At 64.8% G+C, this 19,003-nt stretch carries 14 protein-coding genes; 8 read left to right on the top strand and 6 right to left on the bottom strand.

Translation table 11 applies throughout. From position 1 onward, the window contains the following. The first annotated feature begins 118 nt into the window (after window positions 1-118). The 4 genes from F7O44_RS01240 to F7O44_RS01225 all read left to right on the top strand — a co-directional run bounded on the left by F7O44_RS01240 (window position 119) and on the right by F7O44_RS01225 (window position 4,111). Window positions 119-1,612: an aldehyde dehydrogenase family protein gene (locus F7O44_RS01240; protein WP_162448374.1), complete on the top strand. Its 1,494-nt coding sequence runs from the start codon at window positions 119-121 to the stop codon at window positions 1,610-1,612. A gap of 146 nt (window positions 1,613-1,758) precedes the next feature. Continuing rightward, window positions 1,759-2,235, top strand: coding sequence for a MarR family transcriptional regulator (locus F7O44_RS01235; RefSeq protein WP_162448373.1), 477 nt, complete (start codon window positions 1,759-1,761; stop codon window positions 2,233-2,235). Window positions 2,236-2,414: 179 nt separating this feature from the next. Continuing rightward, window positions 2,415-2,738, top strand: a complete 324-nt coding sequence (locus tag F7O44_RS01230; RefSeq protein WP_162448372.1) for a hypothetical protein — start codon at window positions 2,415-2,417, stop codon at window positions 2,736-2,738. Between the two features lie 20 nt (window positions 2,739-2,758). Further along, a complete protein-coding gene (locus F7O44_RS01225) occupies window positions 2,759-4,111 on the top strand; it encodes a hypothetical protein (RefSeq protein ID WP_162448371.1) in 1,353 nt (450 codons plus the stop codon). Window positions 4,112-5,619: 1,508 nt separating this feature from the next. On the opposite strand, the gene F7O44_RS32415 is transcribed toward F7O44_RS01225, so the two are convergent. From F7O44_RS32415 to ngcE, 6 genes are all read right to left on the bottom strand, one after another. Beyond that, window positions 5,620-7,152: a DUF4838 domain-containing protein gene (locus tag F7O44_RS32415; RefSeq protein WP_162448369.1), complete on the bottom strand. Its 1,533-nt coding sequence runs from the start codon at window positions 7,150-7,152 to the stop codon at window positions 5,620-5,622. 44 nt (window positions 7,153-7,196) lie between these two features. Then, entirely contained in the window at window positions 7,197-9,092 is a 1,896-nt protein-coding gene (locus F7O44_RS01210) for an alpha/beta hydrolase family protein (protein ID WP_222850937.1), read from the bottom strand. 104 nt (window positions 9,093-9,196) lie between these two features. Beyond that, window positions 9,197-10,783, bottom strand: a complete 1,587-nt coding sequence (locus F7O44_RS01205) for a right-handed parallel beta-helix repeat-containing protein (protein ID WP_162448367.1) — start codon at window positions 10,781-10,783, stop codon at window positions 9,197-9,199. Between the two features lie 79 nt (window positions 10,784-10,862). Further along, on the bottom strand, window positions 10,863-11,780 hold the full coding sequence (locus tag F7O44_RS01200) for a carbohydrate ABC transporter permease (RefSeq protein WP_162448366.1): 918 nt from the start codon (window positions 11,778-11,780) through the stop codon (window positions 10,863-10,865). A 9-nt stretch (window positions 11,781-11,789) separates the two neighbouring features. Further along, on the bottom strand, window positions 11,790-12,707 hold the full coding sequence (locus tag F7O44_RS01195) for a carbohydrate ABC transporter permease (protein ID WP_162448365.1): 918 nt from the start codon (window positions 12,705-12,707) through the stop codon (window positions 11,790-11,792). Window positions 12,708-12,714: 7 nt separating this feature from the next. Then, entirely contained in the window at window positions 12,715-14,151 is a 1,437-nt protein-coding gene (gene ngcE / locus F7O44_RS01190; protein ID WP_162448364.1) for an N-acetylglucosamine/diacetylchitobiose ABC transporter substrate-binding protein, read from the bottom strand. Between the two features lie 255 nt (window positions 14,152-14,406). On the opposite strand from ngcE, the gene F7O44_RS01185 reads away from it, so the two are divergent. The 4 genes from F7O44_RS01185 to F7O44_RS01170 all read left to right on the top strand — a co-directional run bounded on the left by F7O44_RS01185 (window position 14,407) and on the right by F7O44_RS01170 (window position 18,751). Beyond that, complete coding sequence (locus tag F7O44_RS01185; RefSeq protein WP_162448363.1) at window positions 14,407-15,459, top strand: substrate-binding domain-containing protein; 1,053 nt, start codon at window positions 14,407-14,409, stop codon at window positions 15,457-15,459. A 195-nt stretch (window positions 15,460-15,654) separates the two neighbouring features. Beyond that, a complete protein-coding gene (locus F7O44_RS01180) occupies window positions 15,655-16,383 on the top strand; it encodes a MerR family transcriptional regulator (RefSeq protein ID WP_162448362.1) in 729 nt (242 codons plus the stop codon). Window positions 16,384-16,483: 100 nt separating this feature from the next. Next, window positions 16,484-17,161, top strand: a complete 678-nt coding sequence (locus tag F7O44_RS01175) for a hypothetical protein (RefSeq protein ID WP_222850936.1) — start codon at window positions 16,484-16,486, stop codon at window positions 17,159-17,161. A 459-nt stretch (window positions 17,162-17,620) separates the two neighbouring features. After that, entirely contained in the window at window positions 17,621-18,751 is a 1,131-nt protein-coding gene (locus F7O44_RS01170) for a glycosyltransferase family 4 protein (RefSeq protein ID WP_162448361.1), read from the top strand. Window positions 18,752-19,003 lie beyond the last annotated feature (252 nt).

Below are 19,003 nucleotides of genomic sequence, written 5' to 3'. Positions count from 1 at the left end.
AAGGGAATCGATTGCGGTGACATTAACAGCAACCTATTTACTTGTAAACAAGTTTGCGTCTAATCTTGGCCAGACGTTGATCCCGACCGTGACGGACGATCACAAAGAGGTGAGTGGGATGACCGAACAGATGGAAAAGACCGGCGTACGTACTGGCTTGTTCATTGGCGGGCGCGAGCGTTTCACCGATGAGACACTGCGAGTGGCAGATCCTGGGAAGCCAGGCCGAGTCGTCGGAGAGGCGTCGGCCGCCTCGGTGGGAGATGTGGCTGATGCGGTGGCCGCGGCAAAGGACGCGTTCGCGCACTGGTCGTCGCTGTCGGCGGATGAGCGTTCGGCGATGATGGCGGAGGCGATTGCCGGAGTCGGAGATCTGCGGGACGAGGATGCGGAGATCCTGGCCCAGGAGAACGGGAAGATCCGCGGAGAAGCCTGGGTCGATGGACTGGTCTTCGAGATCCGATGGCAGCTCGCGCTCGCCCACACCAACGAGGTCGAGGCATCCACCACGCTCGACCCGGCGCCGGGAATCCCGGTATCCACTCAGGTCGGATATCAGCCGCTAGGCGTCGTCACGATCATCGTGCCGTTCAATTGGCCGATCGCGATCCTCGGCGCGTCGTTGCCGCACGCATTGCTGGCAGGGAACACGGTGATCGTCAAGCCACCGCCCTCGGCGCCGCTGGCGACCACGCGGGTCGTTCAGCGGGTGGCGGAAAAGCTTCCTGAAGGGGTATTGAATGTCGTCACCGGACATGATGAGAACATGGCCGGGTTGATCGAAAACACCGATGTCGCCAAGGTCTGCTTCACCGGATCGGTCGGCGGCGGTAAGAAGATCATGGAGATGGCATCCAGATCCCTGACTCGAGTCACGTTGGAGCTCGGCGGTAACGATCCGGCGATCTTCCTGCAAAACGCCACGCTCGACGACGCACATCTGGACCGGCTGTTCGCCGCGATCTTCGACACCACTGGGCAAATCTGTATGAACGCCAAACGGGTGTTCGTTCACCGTGCCCGGCTGGATGAAGTCGTCGCAGGGTTGGAGGAGCGCTTGCAGCGCGTGGTCCTGGGCTACGGGCTGGACGAGGACACCACCATGGGCCCGTTGCACCAGGCCGCCCAGAAGGGGTTCGTGGAAGAACTCATCGCCGAGGCCAAGGCCGCCGGTGCGGATGTGCGAGAGTTCGGTCAGCTGCCCGATGGGGAGATGGCGGCCGGGAACTTCGTGCGCCCGACTTTGGTGGTCGGCGCTGACGTGCACCTACGGGTAGTCACCGAGGAACAATTCGGCCCGGTCATCCCCGTGATCGGATTCGACACCGAAGAGGAGGCCGTGACATTGGCGAATGACACCTGGGGCGGTCTATGTGGCTCGGTGTGGAGCGCGAGCGAGGCCGACGCCCAACGTGTCGCCGCCAAGCTCGCCTGCGGGTACGTGTGGATCAACGACCACGGCGCGCCCCGGCTGGACCTGCGCGCCCCGTTCGGTGGAATGAAGCAGTCCGGGTTCGGTCGGGAGCAGGGCATTCACGGCGTCCGGGCGTTCCAGGACACCCACTCCATCGGCACGCTGGACCAGCAAGCCCTGGCACAGGCGGCTCACTGACCCTCATGGACCTCCCACGCCCCCCAAGAAACACGCCAGCCCCCGGCGTCAACAGCCCGGACCAAGACAAGGAGAAAACGCACAAGGCCAGCCGCAGTCGCGTACGGAGGAAACACGCACCGCCTCCGAACGCGGTGACTGAGCCGGTGCCGACCATCGACCCGGACAACTTCATCCCCCGGCTGCTGGCGCTTGTTTCCAATGCACTTGTCTGGCGCGAGTCGACTCTCCTCCGTGAGCACGTCGGGCTTGGTACCAACGACTGGCGAGTCCTGTCGTCCTTGGCGATCTACCCAGGTGCCTCCGCCACTGAGGTCTCGGAATTCGTCGGTCTCAACAAGGCTGTCATCTCCAAAAGCGTCAACGTTCTGGCGAGTCGCGGCCTCATCGTGCTCTCCGATGGCCCGCGCGGCTCGCGGCCGATGTACCTGACGCGCGCCGGCGTCGAAACCCACGACGCCATCTACCCGCTCTCGGTGTCCGGACAAGACATCATCATCGATGACCTGACAGAGGAGGAGATCTCCGAGTTCAAGAGAATCTTGCGCTTGATGACGGCCCGGATCCGGGAGACGCCCGTACCCAGCAACGGCGCCACCCCCGAGACCGAGCCGGAGGCCTGATCACCACCGCCTGCCTTTTTCGCGGCAACCCGACCAAGAGCTGAGCCTCATCCGCGTCGATGCGTGTTCCGGCGAAGTCACTTGGCAACGAACCGAGGACCGCGATCACTGTCCAACTTCCTTGTCGCTTATGATCATCAAGCGGGGGTCCCAGGACAGCTGGGCTACGTGGAGGCCAGATGAGCGACCCCGAAGAACCTCTGGTACCGAACCCCGTCTATACAGACCTACAGCAGCTACGCAATGCTCTTGACCAGGTCGCACCAGACATTGGCGATGCCCTGTCGGGTGCTATGAAGGAGCTGGAAAACGGCGCGTGGCGGGGCCGAACCACGGCCACTGCCTTCGAGGCCGAACTCGACGGCCACCATCGATGGCTGCGCGACGTGGTCGAAACCATCCTCGGCCAGATCGACACCAGAATGCAGAACACCGAAGCCGAGGTGCCCGAGAGTGAGGCTACCGCGCTGCAGATGCTGCTTGATGGAAATCGCGACTACTAGGCACGAAGGGCTATGAACAGGTGAACGACATCTCGCAGATCGATATCGCGGCGATGCGGTCGATGATCGGGTCACTCGAGGACGGCAGCGAGGGCTTGCTGGACGCAGCCTCGCGGCTGCGCTCACGTGCGTCTTACCACGGTCTGGCGGCGGGTGAGCTCCGTCAGATCACCGACATCGGACAATGGACCCAAGAAGAACTGCCGGGCCTGCGTGAGCGGCTCCGGCTGGCCGAGGCAATCGAGGCCAGCGCGGGTGACAACCGCCCCGTGGTCAACCTCTCCGAGGCGGCGTTCAACCACGAACTCACCGATCCGGTCACCCAACGAGCTTTCGGCGGCGGTGTGGATGTGTCCGCGACCGTGGTCGTCACGCTTGAGACCGGCGAGAACGTGCTGGTCGAGGAGTTGAGTGACGGCCGATTCCGGGTTACCGACGGCCAAGGGTTCGCGGCCGGTGCCGGCGTCGGCGTCGGCCTGGAGGCCGGTGTCATCATCGACGGCAAGGAATACGGCATAGGCGCCTCCGCCTCAGCCGATGTGATGCTGTCGTTCAAACAAGGGACGACTTACTATTTCGATGACCTAGCCGAAGTCCAGAGATTCCTCGTCCTCAACGGGGCGACGACGATTGCCCTCAACATGTCGCCAGTTCTCAGGCCGTTCCACCCATGGATCAAACAGCAGACACCATGGACGCCTGAGGCAGACGAGTGGTTCGCCGAGGTTGGGGTCGAAGGCCAAGGCCAAATACGAGCCATGGGGATCATCAACACGATAGGTGGCGAAGCAGCCGTTGGTGCCTACCTTGGCGGAACGTATCGCCGCGACGGCACCGCAACGGTTTACCTGCGTGGGACCGCCGAGTGGGCAGCAGGCGTGCACACGATTCCAGGCGACGTTGAGGCGGGTTTCGCCCTGGACGGTGAGGTCCTCGTCGAGCTGGACCTGGACGCTGACGGCAATCCGACCGCGCTTCGTTTCCAAGCAGCTGGGATCGGTGAAGCGTACGTTCGCGAGCAAGGCGAGACCATCCTGGGCACCGACGATCCACGATACGTAGAGCTCACCTATGAGCTTCCGATCGACTGGCCCGCCGATGCCGAACTCATCGGCGACACGTTGAGTAGCCTTGAGGACCCAACCAGCCCCATGGCCGCCACGGCGGCAGACCGACTGACGACCGAGATCGCGGAGCGGGGATTCATCTACCGAGATACCTACGCTCTCGGAGACTCCGAGTTCGGTGCATTCGCCAACGGCCAGGTCAAGGGGTTGGATGTCGGTGGCAGCGCAGGGCTCGACACCGTCCAACGGCAGCATTTGAGCCGCGAGTACCGCCACGACGGCGTGTGGGTGTCCTCCAACCCGTAGAGGCCGGCGGCCAGGACATCATCAACTTCGCCACCGAGGTCGTCGCAATGGGCGGCCGCGCGTCGGAGAAGCGGTGGAATGTGGACTGAACCCCCGCGCGAATAGGGGCGCCGGAATAGTGAGCGGGGCGGTCGCCCGGCTGGCAAGGCCGGCGACTCCCTATTCGCACGGGTTCTTGCTGGGCTTAACGAAGCAGATACGCCGGTCCGGCGATACCACCGGGTCGTTCGTCGGAGGGCTGCGGATCTGCGACGGAAACGACAATCGAGTTCGTGCCGGCCCTGAGGAACCCACCGGCATGGAACTCCCAGACACTCGAGGCCGTGCCGTCCGCCGCGACCTCAAGCTCGTGATCGTTGACCCACGCGCGCGCCGTGCCGTTCAGCCGGGTGAACAGTAGCCGTGCTTCCCGGCTGATTTGGCTGCCGTTGAGCCTGACATCCGTCCGATAGGCCAGTCCCCCGTTGAAATAGCCGAGGCCTTGTTGCGGCCAGGTGCGGCTGCGGGTATCCAGCGACATCCACAGGCTCTCGGTGGGAATCACGCTCTCCCACAGCCCGACGTTCGCGCAGTCTCCCCTCGGGTCCACCATGGCGAACCAGGTGTCCGGCAGTTCGGTCTCGACGCGTCGGCCCTCCAGGTCCACGGTGACCGGTGGAACCGGGATGTCCAGCTGACGGTACCCGTCGCCGCGCCGGTACGGAGCGGGCGCCGCACCAGGATCGACGACGTCCGGGCTCGCCCAGATGAACGCGGGGCCCGTCAGCCCGCCCGTACCCAGCTCTTGCAGCCGGACGTTGGTGATCTTGAGGGTGAACTCATCATGACCGTCGAACTGGAGGAAGCCGGTGACGTCGAACTCCCACGGCTGGAAGACCCTGCTTCCGGCCACCAGCGGCACCTCATGCCCGTTGACCCATGCCCGCGCTGATTCGTCCAGCGAACCGAGCCAGAGGGTGAGCTTCCGGCTGGACCAGGCTGGATCGACGGTGACCGTTGTCCGATACCACATCACGCCTCGGTAGTAGCGAAGCCCCTGGGCAGACCAGGATCCGCCTCTGGTGCGTAGTTCGCGCCAGGTGTCCGTCGGCACGTCGGCGGCATAGACCTGATCGGCTTCGGCGGCGTCGTCTTGATCGAGGAGCGCCGACCAGGTGTCCGGCAGCATCGCGGCAATCTGATTTCCGCCGGAGGACCTTTCCGCGGCTTGGCTGACCGGATCGCTGAACAGGTTCAGGAAGTTTCTCCGCAGCGGATACAGAGCGACCGGCTTGTGGCTCACGGCTTCGGTGAAAGCGTCAGCCGCGTTCTGATGTTCGGCCTTCGCCTCTGCGAACTCCAGGTCGCGCCAGTGGCGCAGGGACTTCAGGAAGGCATCACCGACATCGAAGGCGAGGCGGGCGACGTGCACCCGGTCGACGATGCCGGCGTCGCCGCTGCGTTCGGCTATGGACTCAGCGGCGGACAGTTCGTCGTCGAGCGAGGCCATCAGCTCTGCGGGGAAGATCTCAGTGTGGTCGAACCAGCGCCCCGCTGAGTAGGGGGCGTCGGCCATGGCATCGCTGATCGCCGCGTAGTACCGCGCCATCGGTGCGGCGGCGGGACCATACGCCGCCGTCATGAACTCCCGCAGAATCGGCACCGGGTTGGCGTCGGTCTGCCACATGAGCTTGGTGGCGAGGTAGAAGGCTGGAGCGTCGTAACCCCAACTGGCCGAGACCTCCACCCGCAGCCCCTCCGACGAGCCGTGCTCCACCATCAAGGGGAACTCGTCCCGGGCGGGACCGATGCCGCAGAACGGCAAACCCCGGATCGGCCAGGTTGAACAGGTACCCGCGGTAGCTCCACGCGTCCACCAGCTCGCTCCAGCGGTCCGCCAGCCGGAGGAAGTACCGCCGTTCCCACCCCGCGGGATCCGCCGCCGTGTGCATCCGGTCGACGTTGATCGGAGCCAGCGCCGGGACGATCTTGCGGTTCGGAATCTCCCGGACGGGCGGCAGCATGTACGTGTCGTAGCAGAAGAAGGCCAGCCCGACATCCGGATAGTCCTGCTGCACATCGTCGAGCACCAGATTGAAGAACTTGATGTACCGGTCCGTCACGCTCGGCAGTCCGGCCAGCGTGTCGTAGTCACCGGCGTCCCAGTCGCTGGTGCCGAAGCCGTGGCCGTCGGCCGGGCCCATTCGCAAGAACCGCAGGTCCGGATTCTCGGCGAGGAGGGCCCGCGCGGCCGCGATGGCACGGCGGAGAACCTCTGGATGGCTCACGTCCAACTGGGCCGTCGGCTGTCCGTTCTCAGACATGAACAATTCGGGCTCGGTCGTGCTGTTCGCCGGGGGCAGCAACGGAATGCCGTGCGCGTTCCACGACGTGCCACGCAGCCGGTGACGCCGTGCCCAGTCGACGCCCTCATAACGGTCGACGCCGGGAGGAAGGGTGCTCAGATAGTTGTCGACGAAGTGCATCTGGCGGCTGGCGAAGGTCGGGATCTGCACCGTGTCCTGAATCGCCGCTTTGAGCGTGGTGGACTCGGGCGCCACCGTCCCGTGCGGGCCAGGCATCAGCCAGCGGATCCCCAACTGCTCCAGGAGCTCGTAGGCGGCGAACAGTGTCCCGTTTTCGTCCACGCCAGCCATCTGAATGGCCGACGGCCCGACGATCAGCCGGAACGAGTCGCCGCTGCCCTCGACCGGCTCGAGGTCATCGGCGATCGGATCCGGACATGCCTGCCCGACGTATATCGGGACGGCGGATACACCGGAGACACCGGTGCTGATGGGCAGGGTGGCGCCGGTGATCAGTTCGATATGCGTTTGCAACTCGTCGGCGGCCAGCAACTCCTTCTCGGTGGCATCCCCGGCGACGACGATGACCGCTCGCGGTCTGCCCTTGTCCACCAGTGCTGGCCCCGATGGCCGGTCAGCCGGACGTAATGCGGAGGCTGCCGCCGGCGCCGAGAGGCTCGCGGCCACGGCGGCGAAGGCCGTCGCCACGCCACCTCGAAGGACGGTTCTCCGGTCGATGGTCGGTTTCTCGTTCATCTCAACTCCTTGTGGAGGCTGGGATCGGAAACGGTGACTACGTGTCAGGTGTGTATGTGCAGGTCACGCCCGCTGAATTCGGGCAGGAGGTCGTCCAGTGGGCAGTGCACGGCCATGCCCGGGATGACGTGTTGCCACGTGCTCTGCGGGCCGTGCAGGCGGGTCTGGATGATGGATTCGGGGTCCAGAGGCGGCGTCTCGAGCTCTATCCGACGTATCCGCGGTTCGATCGCGGCGGCCAGGTAGCCGAAGAAGGCGCCCGCACCCGCACCGAAGAACTGGATCCCGGGCCCGCCATGGCTGGTTGCCTGCTCCTGGGTGACGAACTCGACTGCCCGCAAGACGTCGAATACGCGCGCGGCGGCCAGGCTGTCGCCAAGCCAGATGAGGTCGGTCATCAGCTTGTAGACCGTGCCGTAGTTCTCCTCGAGCGGAAAGGGATTGATCGGATGCGGCGCGAGCGCGCCGATGCCACGCACATCGACGGCGAGGATGCCGATCCCCCGCCCCACGCGCTCAGCCAGCCATGTGGTCCGGTCCGCGAGCTCCGACGTTCCACCGTCGAAGCAGGCGATCTCGACCGCCGTCATCGGATCCTGAGCGGGCCGGACAAAAACACCCGCGTTCACGACGTCGACCTCTGACCACCACACCGCTTTCCTGCTGATCAGCTCGACGGCGCCGACACGATGGCGCTGCGGCGGCTGCCATCTGGCGAAGAACTCCGCCGGGGTACGCCGATGCTCCCCCACCTGGTCGGCCAGCCATTGCGCGGGCGACGACGAGCGGGTCGACCGGAGCACGTCGAAGCGCCCTCTGTTGAGTTCGAAGACCTGGCTCACATCCGGATGGTCGAGCCGTATCTGTCCCGAGGCGGTGCATTGCAGGTCCGCCTCGGGAATGAGTTCGGGATCCGAATGATCGACCGGAGCCCCCGCATCGTCACCCAAGTGGCGAACGAAGAACCCGGCCGCCGCCCGGGCCAGCTCAGCACGTAAACCGTGCGGATGATCAACCCGGACATGGCCGAGCCCGTCCGGGTTGCCGAGAATCCCGTACACCCGGCCGGCTCGTTCGACGGTGTCGATCGCACCTTCTACCGGGAAGAAGTCGTAGTTCGCGGACATCACCAGAACCGGACGCGGTGCCATGGCGATCAGGAAGTCCTCGTGATCGACACCGACCTGGGCGCCGCCGGGGAGGATCTGCTCGGCGTCCTGGGCACCACCCGACCACTGGTACGAGCTTCTGGACATGATGAAGCAGCCCACGGCGGCGGCGGTGATGCGCGGCTCGGCGAGCATCAGCCAGGTCGCTTGAGTGGCGCCCCCGCTGTTCCCGGCCACGCCGATGCGCGCCGGATCCACCTCGGGCCGCGTGCACAGATAGTCGATCGACCGGCGAGCGTCGTCGACGAAGTATCTGGCGATGGTGTCGCCGATCCACCAGCACTGCACGCCCGCGTGGTTGTGTTCCACCACGTTGGGGCGGACCTCTTCGCGGCCGGCCGAATCCAGGTAACTCTTGCGCTCGCCGTGGCCGATCGAGTCGATCGCCAGAACCACCAGGCCGTTGCGTGCCAGCCGAGCGCAGAACGATTGGTACCTCCGCGCCGCCTTGCCCGCTTCGGAGTGCCCGGACAGGAAAAGGACCGCGCCGGTGGGTTCACCGGTGTTCCGGGGCAGATAGAGATTGGCCGTGACGAGTCGTCCGGGCGCCTTCTCCAGCACGACCTTCTCGATCCGGAAGGACGGGCGTTCCACGGTGCCGGCCAGCCGGGCGACCGGCACCGGGCGGTCGGTGGGAAGCCCGCCCAGAACCGAATCGGCGTACTCGCGCAGGATCTTCTGCCGGGCACGGACGTCCTCGGCTGTGCGCAGCGAATCGTTCGCTGCCCGCCCGGCGTCGATCTGCTCCGCCGTTCGAGCGTAGACATTCATCTGCACCTGCAGCGACGGATCATAAAAGCCGTCGAGGCACGGGCCGAAGCCACTGATCCGAACACCCACTACGCTGTCCCTTCTGCGATTCGCTCGTTCGATGCTCAGGTGTTCGGGATGTCGCCGACGGGTCCGTTGACCGACCCCCAGCGGACCGTGGGACCTGTCACATGTGTCCGGCGTCCGTCGGACCCGTTGGTCACGGTCACTCCGGAGATGAGGATGGACCAGCGCGTCGTCGTTCCGGCCGGCATGTCTTCGGTGAACCGGCACCCGGCCACCACCGCGCCGTAGACCCGGGATTGGTACGAGTCCGCGGTGACCCCCGCATGACCGTGCAGGAATTCGCAGTCCGTGAGTCTCTTGATCGCCGAGTTCGAGGTGAAGTAGATGCCTCGGCCACCGCGAGCGATGAACGAACAGTTGGTGTAGGCGACGTTCTGACCGGTGTTTCCGGAATCGGACAGGATGACTCCGGCCGCTCCTTCGCGATACACCTGGCCATTCGTCCATGCCCGGTCTTCGAACACGCAGTCCGTATAGCGCGCCGCCAGGCTGGCATCGCTTGAGCCGTAACCGACGTTCGCCGCGCCGTAGAACCGGCACTCCCCGAACTTCATCCCGGGGTAGTTCGTGTAACAGCTGTATGTGGTGGTTCCCCAGAACGTGCAATCCTCAAAGCTCGAGTGGCCGCCCTCTCCAAATTGGTCATTGGCGGCGTTGAGGCCCCACCCGGCATTGTTGATCATGTCGCATCCGATGAAGAGCCCGTCCAAGGTCACACTGCTCTCCGGCTCGATGTCGACGCCGGCGGCCGGTGCGGACCGGATGGCGCCGCGTCCGGTGTGGTTGAACGAGCAGTTCACGCACGTCAGACCGCGTCCGCCGGTCCAGGAGAGGCCCTGCCTGCCGTTGTACTCCGACACTACGTTGCTGAGCGTGTGCGGCGTGGCCGGGCTGGCGCTGGTCAGCCCGCCATAACCGATGGTGACACCGTCCAGCGCATGATGATGTGTGTACATGTTGCTGATGGCCACATCGCTGCACCTGAGGATGCGGATGCCCGTGCCTTTCATCTGCCGCCCGGTGTCGCCCCACCGCCCGCCGAGCACCAGGTTGGCGCTGTTGCCGTCCAGCTCCAAGCCGTCGATGGTGACGTTGGTGCTGCCCTCCACGCCGATCATCCAGCGCACCTCGGCCGCGTAGGCCTCGTCCCAGAAGTTGCCCGGCGGTGGGTCGAAAACGGCGCCGGTCTCGGGGTGGAACGAGCCGTAACGCAACCCGGAGGCCAGCCGCATGGTGGCTCCGGCCCCTTCGATCCGCAGGTACTGCACGGGCGTGGTCCGCGGGATGAAGAAGATGTCCTGCATTGGGTAGTACGGGGTGCCGGGGCTGTTGTCCACCCCCTGGATACCGACGATGTAGGTGGCGGGCGGGATGATGAGAGTGCCGCCGCCGGCCGCGATGATCGCTGCTGCCGCGGCTTGGAATGCGGCCGTGTCGTTGGTCTGACCGTCGCCCACGGCGCCGAAGTCGGCGCGCAGATTGAACGTGGGGTACTGCGCGGCCAGGTGCGACGCCGCGGACGACGCGCCGGCCGTTGCGACCGTCGCCGTCGCCAGCCCTGCGACAGGAGCCAGTGCCGCCGCCCCGAGGAAGGATCTGCGGCTCAAGCCGGAAGAAGTGCTCATGGTGCGTCCTCTCCGGGCGCATGGGCACGCCCTGTCTGTCAGTACGGACTTGTGCTGGTTCGGTCGCGCTGGTGTCAGGTCACTTGACGGCGCCGGCCACCATGCCGGATTCGATTTGCCGCTGGAAGACGATGTAGACCACGAGGACGGGGATCATGGACAAGGTCAGGCCCGCGAACAGCCCGCTCCAGTCGCTCGCATATTCCTGGCTCACGGCGAGCGACGCCAGTCCCTGCGCTATCACGTATTTGTCCGGATCCGTCTGAAGCACCAGAGGCAACAGAAACTGATTCCACTGGCCGATGGTGACGAATATCCCGACGCTGATCATTCCCGGCCGGGCCATCGGCAGCATCACCCAGAAGAATGTGCGCCAGTGCCCGCAGCCGTCGATGAAGGCGGCGTCGGCTATCGAATCCGGAAGGGTGCGGAAGTAGGCGGTAAGAAAGAACACCGCGAATGGTAGATAGTACGCGGTATAAATCAGGGCGAGCCCGGGGAGCGAGTTTGCCAGTTGCAGAGATCGCGCCACGAAGAACAGCGGAACGATTGCCAGGAATACCGGAAACGTCAGGCCGGCCACGAACAGGAAATAGATCACTCTGTTGCCCGGGAACGGATATCTGGCGATAACGTAGGCCACGAGAGATCCCAGCCCCAGGGTGAGGAATACTCCCAGGGATACCACGACCGCCGTGTTGAGAAAGTATTGCCCGATGTTCGCCGTCGTCCAGGCCCGGACGAAGCTGTCCAGGCTGAACGATCCGGGCAGGGACCACGCGCTAGTGAGGATCTCGTCGTCGGACTTGAAGGAGTTCAGCACCGTCCAGAGCAACGGCAAGATGACGAGGACGGCCCAGGTCAGCAGAAAGGCGTGAGAGAAGACGTTGAGGGTTCGCCCGCCGAGATCCGCCTGGTCCCGTCCGCTGCGCCGGGCTGGTTCGGCAGGCACCGGGTGATTCGGGTCGAGTGCTCGAGGCTGGCTGTGGACGCTCATCGACGGCTCCTAATACACCACGCGGTCACGCCGCATGAATCGCAACGTGATCACCGCCAGGAAGATGGTCACGACGAACAGGGCGACCCCCAGGGCGGTGGCATATCCGAACCTGCCGTGCTCGAAAGCCGTCAGGTAGATGTAGTTGCCCAAGACCTGGGTCGAGTTGTTGGGACCACCCGACCCCCCGGCCGCCGACATGACGTTGACGATGGCGAACATGTCCAGTGCGTTGATGCCGGCGTAGACGAGCGCGACCTGAACGGTGTCCCAGATCAGCGGCACCGTGATCCGCCAGAAGATGCGCCAGCGGCTGGCGCCGTCCAGCATCGCCGCCTCGTACATGTCAGGCGGGATCGACCCGATCGCGGCGGTGAACACCAGCACGTAGAACCCGACCGACACCCAGACGATCACGGCCAGGATCGCCCAATACGCCGTCTTGGTGCTCCCCAGCCAGTTCACCGGATCGATGCCGATGAGCCCCAGGAACCCATTGAGCAGCCCGTTGCCGGTGGGATCGTAGACGAAGGACCAGAGGACGCCGATCACGGCGATCGACAGCAGATGCGGAAAGAAATAGACGATGCGATAGAAGGACGCGCCGCGCACACCTTGAACCGCGGCCTTCTTCGCCCGGCCGGCCACGTTCAGCATCGTGGCGAAGAACAGGCCGAGCCCGATCGAGAACACCGGCAACACCACTGCGGCAAGAAGGTTGTGCCTCAGCGAGATCCAGAAGACCGGGTCCTTCAGGAGCCGCTCGTAGTTGGCCAGCCCGATGAGCCGTCGTTCCGACGTGTAGCCGCTCCAGTCGGTCAGCGAAACATAGAACGACTGCAGGTACGGCCAGAGCACAAGGACGGCGTAGAGCACGATCGGGCCGGCCAGCGCACCGACGATGAAACGGTATCTTCCCTGCCGCATGGATGCGTCAGTCTCGCTGGAACTTGGTGACGGAGTCGTCGTCCTTGACGGCATCGGCCGCGCTCTGGCATTGCTGCGCCCACTCGTCGGGGTTGATCTCACCGGTCATCAGCAGGCTGGTGGTCTCGTTCACGCTCGCGGAAAGCTCGCTGTACCACTGGTTATAGAGCCAGAAGAAGGTGTCGTCGCCGGATGCCGCGAGCGCCTCGCGGACGGACGTGAGGCCGGATCCGACGTCGGTGGGCTCGTAGTCGGCCAGAGATGTCAGCGTCTGCGTCTGATCGGTGAAGTTCGTCGCTGATTCCGGCGACAGCATGATCCGCAGCAGCTCCATGCCACCCATGGGATTCTTGGCCTGAGACGGAACGATGTAAGGCTCGGAGCCCATGCCGCGGATCGCCGTGCCGGGCAGTGCGTCGGACGACGTCACGGCTGGCGTCGTGGTGACAACCATGTCGAATCCATCCGGCGTGACGTCGCCCAGCTCACTCTCCAGCCAGGAGCCGCACGGAATGAAGGCGGCCTCCCCCGTCGCCCAGTACGTCTGGGCCTGGGTGTGCGTCATGCCCGACGTCCCGGGAAGGATGTAATCCCTCTCGACGAGCTGGTAGAAGGCCTCCGCGGCCGCCATCACCGGCGGCGCCGTCCATGCCCCGGCCTCGAGGTTGTCGATGTTCTTGAGCACGTCCAGGCCCCCGGCCTTGGCCGCTGCCATGAGGATAGGCGTGAGGATGTAGCCGGGGTTCTTCCCCTGATACGTCCACGGCGACATGCCGGTGGATTTGATCTCCGCGCAGAGGTCCAGCATGTCGTCCCAGGTTTCGGGTTCCGGCCAGCCGTTCTCCTCGAACAGGGACCTGCTGTGCCAGATGCCGTGGACGACGAACGCGTAGTACAGCGCATGCGGTGTCCCTCCGAAAGAGCCGAGGTCCACCACACCGGGGATCAAGGTCTCGCGCACTGTCTTGCCGTCGGCGCCGATCGCCGGTGCGTCCAGCAGCGGCGTCAGGTCCATCAGCTGACCGTCAGCGACCAACGCCGCCATGGGCAGGTTGCCCGCCCCGGAGTTGTCGATCAGGTCGGGGACGTCCCCGGAGATGAAGCGTGGCTGCAGTTGCTTGCCGAGTTCCTGGCCGCCCTGGTGCTTGATCTCCGCATTCGGGAACCGCTCGGTGTAGATCGCCTGCGCGTCGATGACGTACTGATCGCCATATCCGCCCTTGAAGATCACCGTCTCCAGCGGTTCGTCAGCAGAAACGTTCAACGGGTTGTCAGCGTCGGGCTCGGTGCTCGGGGCACCCGTCGAGCCGCTGCCTGAAGGCGTATCAGCGTCATTGGCCTGGCCGCAGCTCACCAGTGAGCCAGCAGCGAACGCCGCTGCGGTGGTTCCACTGAGCCGGAGGAAAGCGCGACGGTCAAGTCCGCGCGAAGGCCGGATGGTCATCGGTGTTCCTTTCTGTTTGGTCGTGGAACTGCGAACTGCGCTGTTGCCGGAGGCTCTTGTCGGACGGCGGCAGAAGTCGGGATTGCCGGCGGTTCAGGATGCATCGTGGCTCCTCACCGGATGATTAAGCGCTATGATTAAGCGCGTTAGCAGATGCTAGGCTCATCATGCTGTGGTCGTCAATAGCTCGGCCGCATCTTCGTCTGGCGTTTGGAGGTACTCGTGGCTCAACGCCCGCGGGTGGGCGGACGGCGCGTGACTCAGAGTGATGTCGCGCGGGCTGCCAACGTGTCCACGGCCATCGTGTCGACGGTGGTCAACAACAAGGCGGCGTCGATCCGGGTAAGCGAGCAAACCCGCGCCCGGGTCTGGCAGGCCATTCGCGAGCTCAATTACGTCCCGAACGTGGCCGCGCAGAATCTGGCCGGAGGACGCAACCGGATCATCGGCGCCTTCACCTACCACCGGCTCTTCCCCCGAGAGTCTCGCGACTTCTACTACGAGTTCCTCTTGGGCATCGAGGAAGAAGCGGAAGCGGTGGGGCACAACCTCCTGCTGTTCACCGGAGCACGCAACGAAGAGGGGGAACGCTCGATCTTCGGCCGTGACACCAACATGCTCAGGCTCGCCGACGGAGCGATACTCGTCGGCGGCAAGATCGACGGCGACGAGATCCGGCGCCTGGTCGAGGACGATTATCCGTTTGTGGTCATCGGCCGTCACGAGGTGGCGGGCCCCGACATCTCGTGGGTCGCGGCAGATTACGAATCCGGCACTGAGGCGGTGGTCGACCGCCTCCATGCACTCGGACACCGGCGGATCCTGATGGTGGTCGGGCGCCGGACCCACGAGACGTTGATCGAACGCCGGCTCGGGTTCACGGCCGCCTGCAAACGTCATCGATTGGGCCGCCAGCGCGCACACATGGTCGCCTTCGGCGCAGTCAATCCGGATTTACCGCAGGTCCCCCATGTCGCCGACGAGGACGGTGTGCTGACCTTCGCAGACAAGGTTGGTTGCACAGCCGTCGTGGCCGAGTCGTCGTACGTCGCGCATCGCATCTACCAGGCCGCGCTCGCCCAGAACCTCGCCGTTCCACAGGAATTGAGCATCGCCGGTCTCGGAGACCACGGCGATCGGGAGAACGTACTGTCGCCGGACCCCGCGCTCACCCAGCTGAAAACGCCCAGCCGCGAGATCGGTGCCGCGGCCGTTCGTATGCTGCTGCGCCGGCTCGAGGCGTTCGGCGAACCCGCCGAGCAGGAGCGGATCGCGTGCGAACTGGCCGAGGGAACCACCACGGCCTGAACTACGCCTCACTCCCGACCCCAGTCCCGTTCGACGACGAAGAACTCCCTCCCGACGCTTCTGCCAGCGCCAGCCCTCATACCGCCTCATCAGACATTTCCGGTAACGAACCCCCGTCCACCAGCACTCTCACAGTAGAGACAAAGATCCGCGCACTTGACCTTCGAGTCAGGTTGAAGGTTTACCGTGAAGGCCATGGAAGAACTGCGGATTTCCGACGTCGCGTCGCGTAGCGGCGTGCCTGCGACGACGTTGCGCTATTACGAGGACGTTGGGCTCCTGGCTGCGCAGCGGGCGGCCAACGGCTACCGGGTGTTCGACGCCACGGTGCTGGAACGGCTGCGGTTCATCACCGCGGCGAAACAGCTGGGTTTGCCGCTGGACCAGATCGCGTCGTTGTTACAAGTGTGGCAGTCCGATCCATGCGCGTCGGTCAAGGCTCAGTTGCGTCCCCTGCTCAGTGGCCGGCTTGCTTCCATCGAGTCCGGGATCGCCGAGCTGATGCGCATTCGGCATGGGCTGGCCGCCGCGGCGCGGCATCTTGACCAGTTGCCCGAACGTGATGAACGGTGCAGCCCTGAGTGCGCTTTCCTCGTCGCCGAGCCGCCAGTGGCATGTTCGCTGGGTTCGGGCCAGCACGAACGCGTCGAACAGTGGCGCCGGGCGCTGATCGGCGCCCCGCTACAACGTTTCACCGGCGGCGTGCGTGTCGAGCTGCCCATGACCGCCCTGGCGGCCGTGAGCGAGCTGGCCGTGGCCGAACAGCAGTGCTGCCCGTTCTTCACCTTCGACATCAGCCTGCACGGTGTGGTGTTCTTCCTGACCATTACCGCACCGTCAGAAGGCATGCCGATGCTCGACGACCTCATCGGTGTCCCCGCGGACGCGACCGCGCAGCCGGACGTGGGTGCATGTGCGTCGTGACTCGCTAGAACGCCACCAGCTGTGGGTCTAGCTCGCGGCTGTCGCATTCGGGCTGGGTTTCGGGACGTTGTGGCCACAGGCCGGAGGCACGCTGGAATCCATGGTCTGGCCGGTGCTGGTGATTCTGCTGTATGCCACCTTCACCCAGGTGCCACTGACCTCGATCCGTTCCGCGTTCACCGACCGCCGGTTCCTGGCCACGGCCCTGGCGGGCAACTCCGTAGTACTTCCGGCCATCGTGTGGGGGCTTGTCCAGTTCATACCGGACATCGATGCGCTGCGGCTGGGGTTGCTCCTCGTTCTCGTGGTGCCATGCACCGACTGGTTCATCACCTTCAGCCAACTCGGGCGGGCAGACTCCGCACGAGCCATCGCCCTCACACCGCCGACACTTATCCTGCAACTGCTCCTGCTACCCGTATACCTGCGCCTCATCGGCGGCACCGACCTCATCGCGGTGTTCACCATCCGAGATGTCTGGCCCGCGTTCGTGGTCATCCTCGCGCCTTTGATCGCCGCGGCGATCACCGAGATCTGGGCCTCCGGACGTCCTACCCGCCAACGCCTGCGCGCCCATCTGGGCTGGTGGCCCGTCCCGTCGCTGGCAGCCGTGATCTTCCTGGTCGCCGCGGCTCACAGCGGCCCGGCCCGAGACGATGCCCACCTGCTGCCCGTCGTCATCGTGATGCAGTCGCTCGTCGAACTGCTCGGCATGATCTTCTACCTATGGTTCGTACCCCGCGTCTTGTTCCCCGACCGCGCGAAACAGCCGGACTGAGGAAGTCCGACCTGCTGCCCAACGTCACGCGACTTTGATACCGCCAGGTTGCGTTCAGGGCAGCTACAGACCGTGAACGCCACCTGGCGGTATCAAAGTCGTGGAATTCGGCCCGCGGCGAACTAGATTGACGTCGTCCGCCGCCAGAACCTCCGCGATCTCGGTCTCGAGTCTCGGTCTCGAGCGCGCCGGGCTCAGCCCAGCCTTGATCACAGTGCGGCGTGCTACTGTCCGAGTAGTTGTGATCGTTGTTTACTTCAACGATATTTGTGGGTCATGCGCCGTGACCCGGGTCTCGGGTTCCGCTGGCCTTGACGTTCTTCTCCACTCACGTGCGGCCGGCTGCGTACGGGTGCCACCCTCGCGGCCTGTCGTTGCCGCCAGGCGCGCAACCACGGCTATACCGGCCACGTGCCCTGTAAATGTCCGAAACAACCAACCCCCCTTGGGTGGTGCACGTTGATCTCATTCATCTGGTCTCCAGGAAATCCGCTGCCGGCCGGCACCGGCGGTTCGGAGAACTACACCGTCGGTCAGGTTCGAGAACTGAACCGCCGTGGCGTTCCGGCGCAGGTAGTCACCGTCGGCCTGGGAACCGCCGACGGCCGTGACGACTTCATCGACATACCGTTCCGGTCCCTGTCGAGGCTGGCCGAGGTCGGTGAACTGGACGGCACCGTCGTCTTCGTCAACGAACCACACATCGTGTCGACCAAGTTCCAAGCATTCCTGATCCTGCACAACCCGCCGCCCATCCGGGAACGGGAGAAGGCGTTCGCCGCCGACGGCACCAGAGATCGCATCCTGATCGCTACCAGCCGGTATGCGGCCGGGTTATGGTCGCGGTTCCTCGATGTCGATGTGTCGACCATCAAGGTGGTGTACCCGTTCGCCGAGCCGTGCTTCGCCACACAGCTCAGGCCGGTCAACGACAGCGGGTTGACCCGTGTGTTGTTCGCCGGCCGGCTGAGCCCGGAGAAGGGCATCTACACCCTCTTGTCGACCCTGCACATCGACGTCATCGACCACGACTCGGACCTCGTCTTCACAGCGACGACCGCGGGCGCCGACAAACCGCAAGGAAAGATCATCGAACGGCTGCTCGACGCGCATCCCGGGATCTCCGTGGTCACCACCCGTAAGACACCGGCCGCGATGGCGGAGCTGATGGCCGATCACGACATCGTGGTGATGCCGTCCAATAGTCAGTACTGGCACGAGACCTTCGGCATCGTCTCGATCGAAGCCCAGCACGCCGGTTGCCGGGTCATCGCCTCCGACGACGGCGGCCTGCCGGAGACCGACTGCGGGGGCATGACTCTGGTCGAACCCGACGACGCGGAGGCACTCGCCTGGGGCATCCATGCGGCAGCGGTGGCCGGGCCACTCCCGATGTCCGTCCGACCGAGCGCCGGCACGAGGTTCACCGTGGAGCAATCCGTAAACACGCTGCTCGACGTATTCACCCGGCCTTTGCCGATCCCCCCGGCAACCATCATTAGGCAACTTGAAGAGCTCGTGGCCGCACCATCGGTAGACAGACCGATCCCGGTCGGGCCGAGCAACCCCGTGACCCCTGCCGCAGCGTAGGCGCGGGCGGGCAGCCGGCCGGGATCGAGATTCCCGCGACCATGAGGTCGCGGGGTAGTGTGATTGAGAGGCGTTGGACACGGAGGCGCTGATGGCTCCAGCCACGCCGGCACGATGTATATCGGTCGTAGAGGCCGAAGACGGGCGTGGTCATGCGACTGCCCGACACAAAGTCGATTGATACCGATGTGCGAGCGGCGTTCAGCCCAGCAATCAATGGTGACGTGCGGGTTCTCGACAGGGCTTGGTGGC

Source organism: Phytoactinopolyspora mesophila (genome assembly GCF_010122465.1).
Taxonomy (GTDB): Bacteria; Actinomycetota; Actinomycetes; order Jiangellales; family Jiangellaceae; genus Phytoactinopolyspora; species Phytoactinopolyspora mesophila.
Note: the sequence above shows the minus strand (reverse complement) of the source record. Positions and strands in the feature narration are given on the sequence as shown.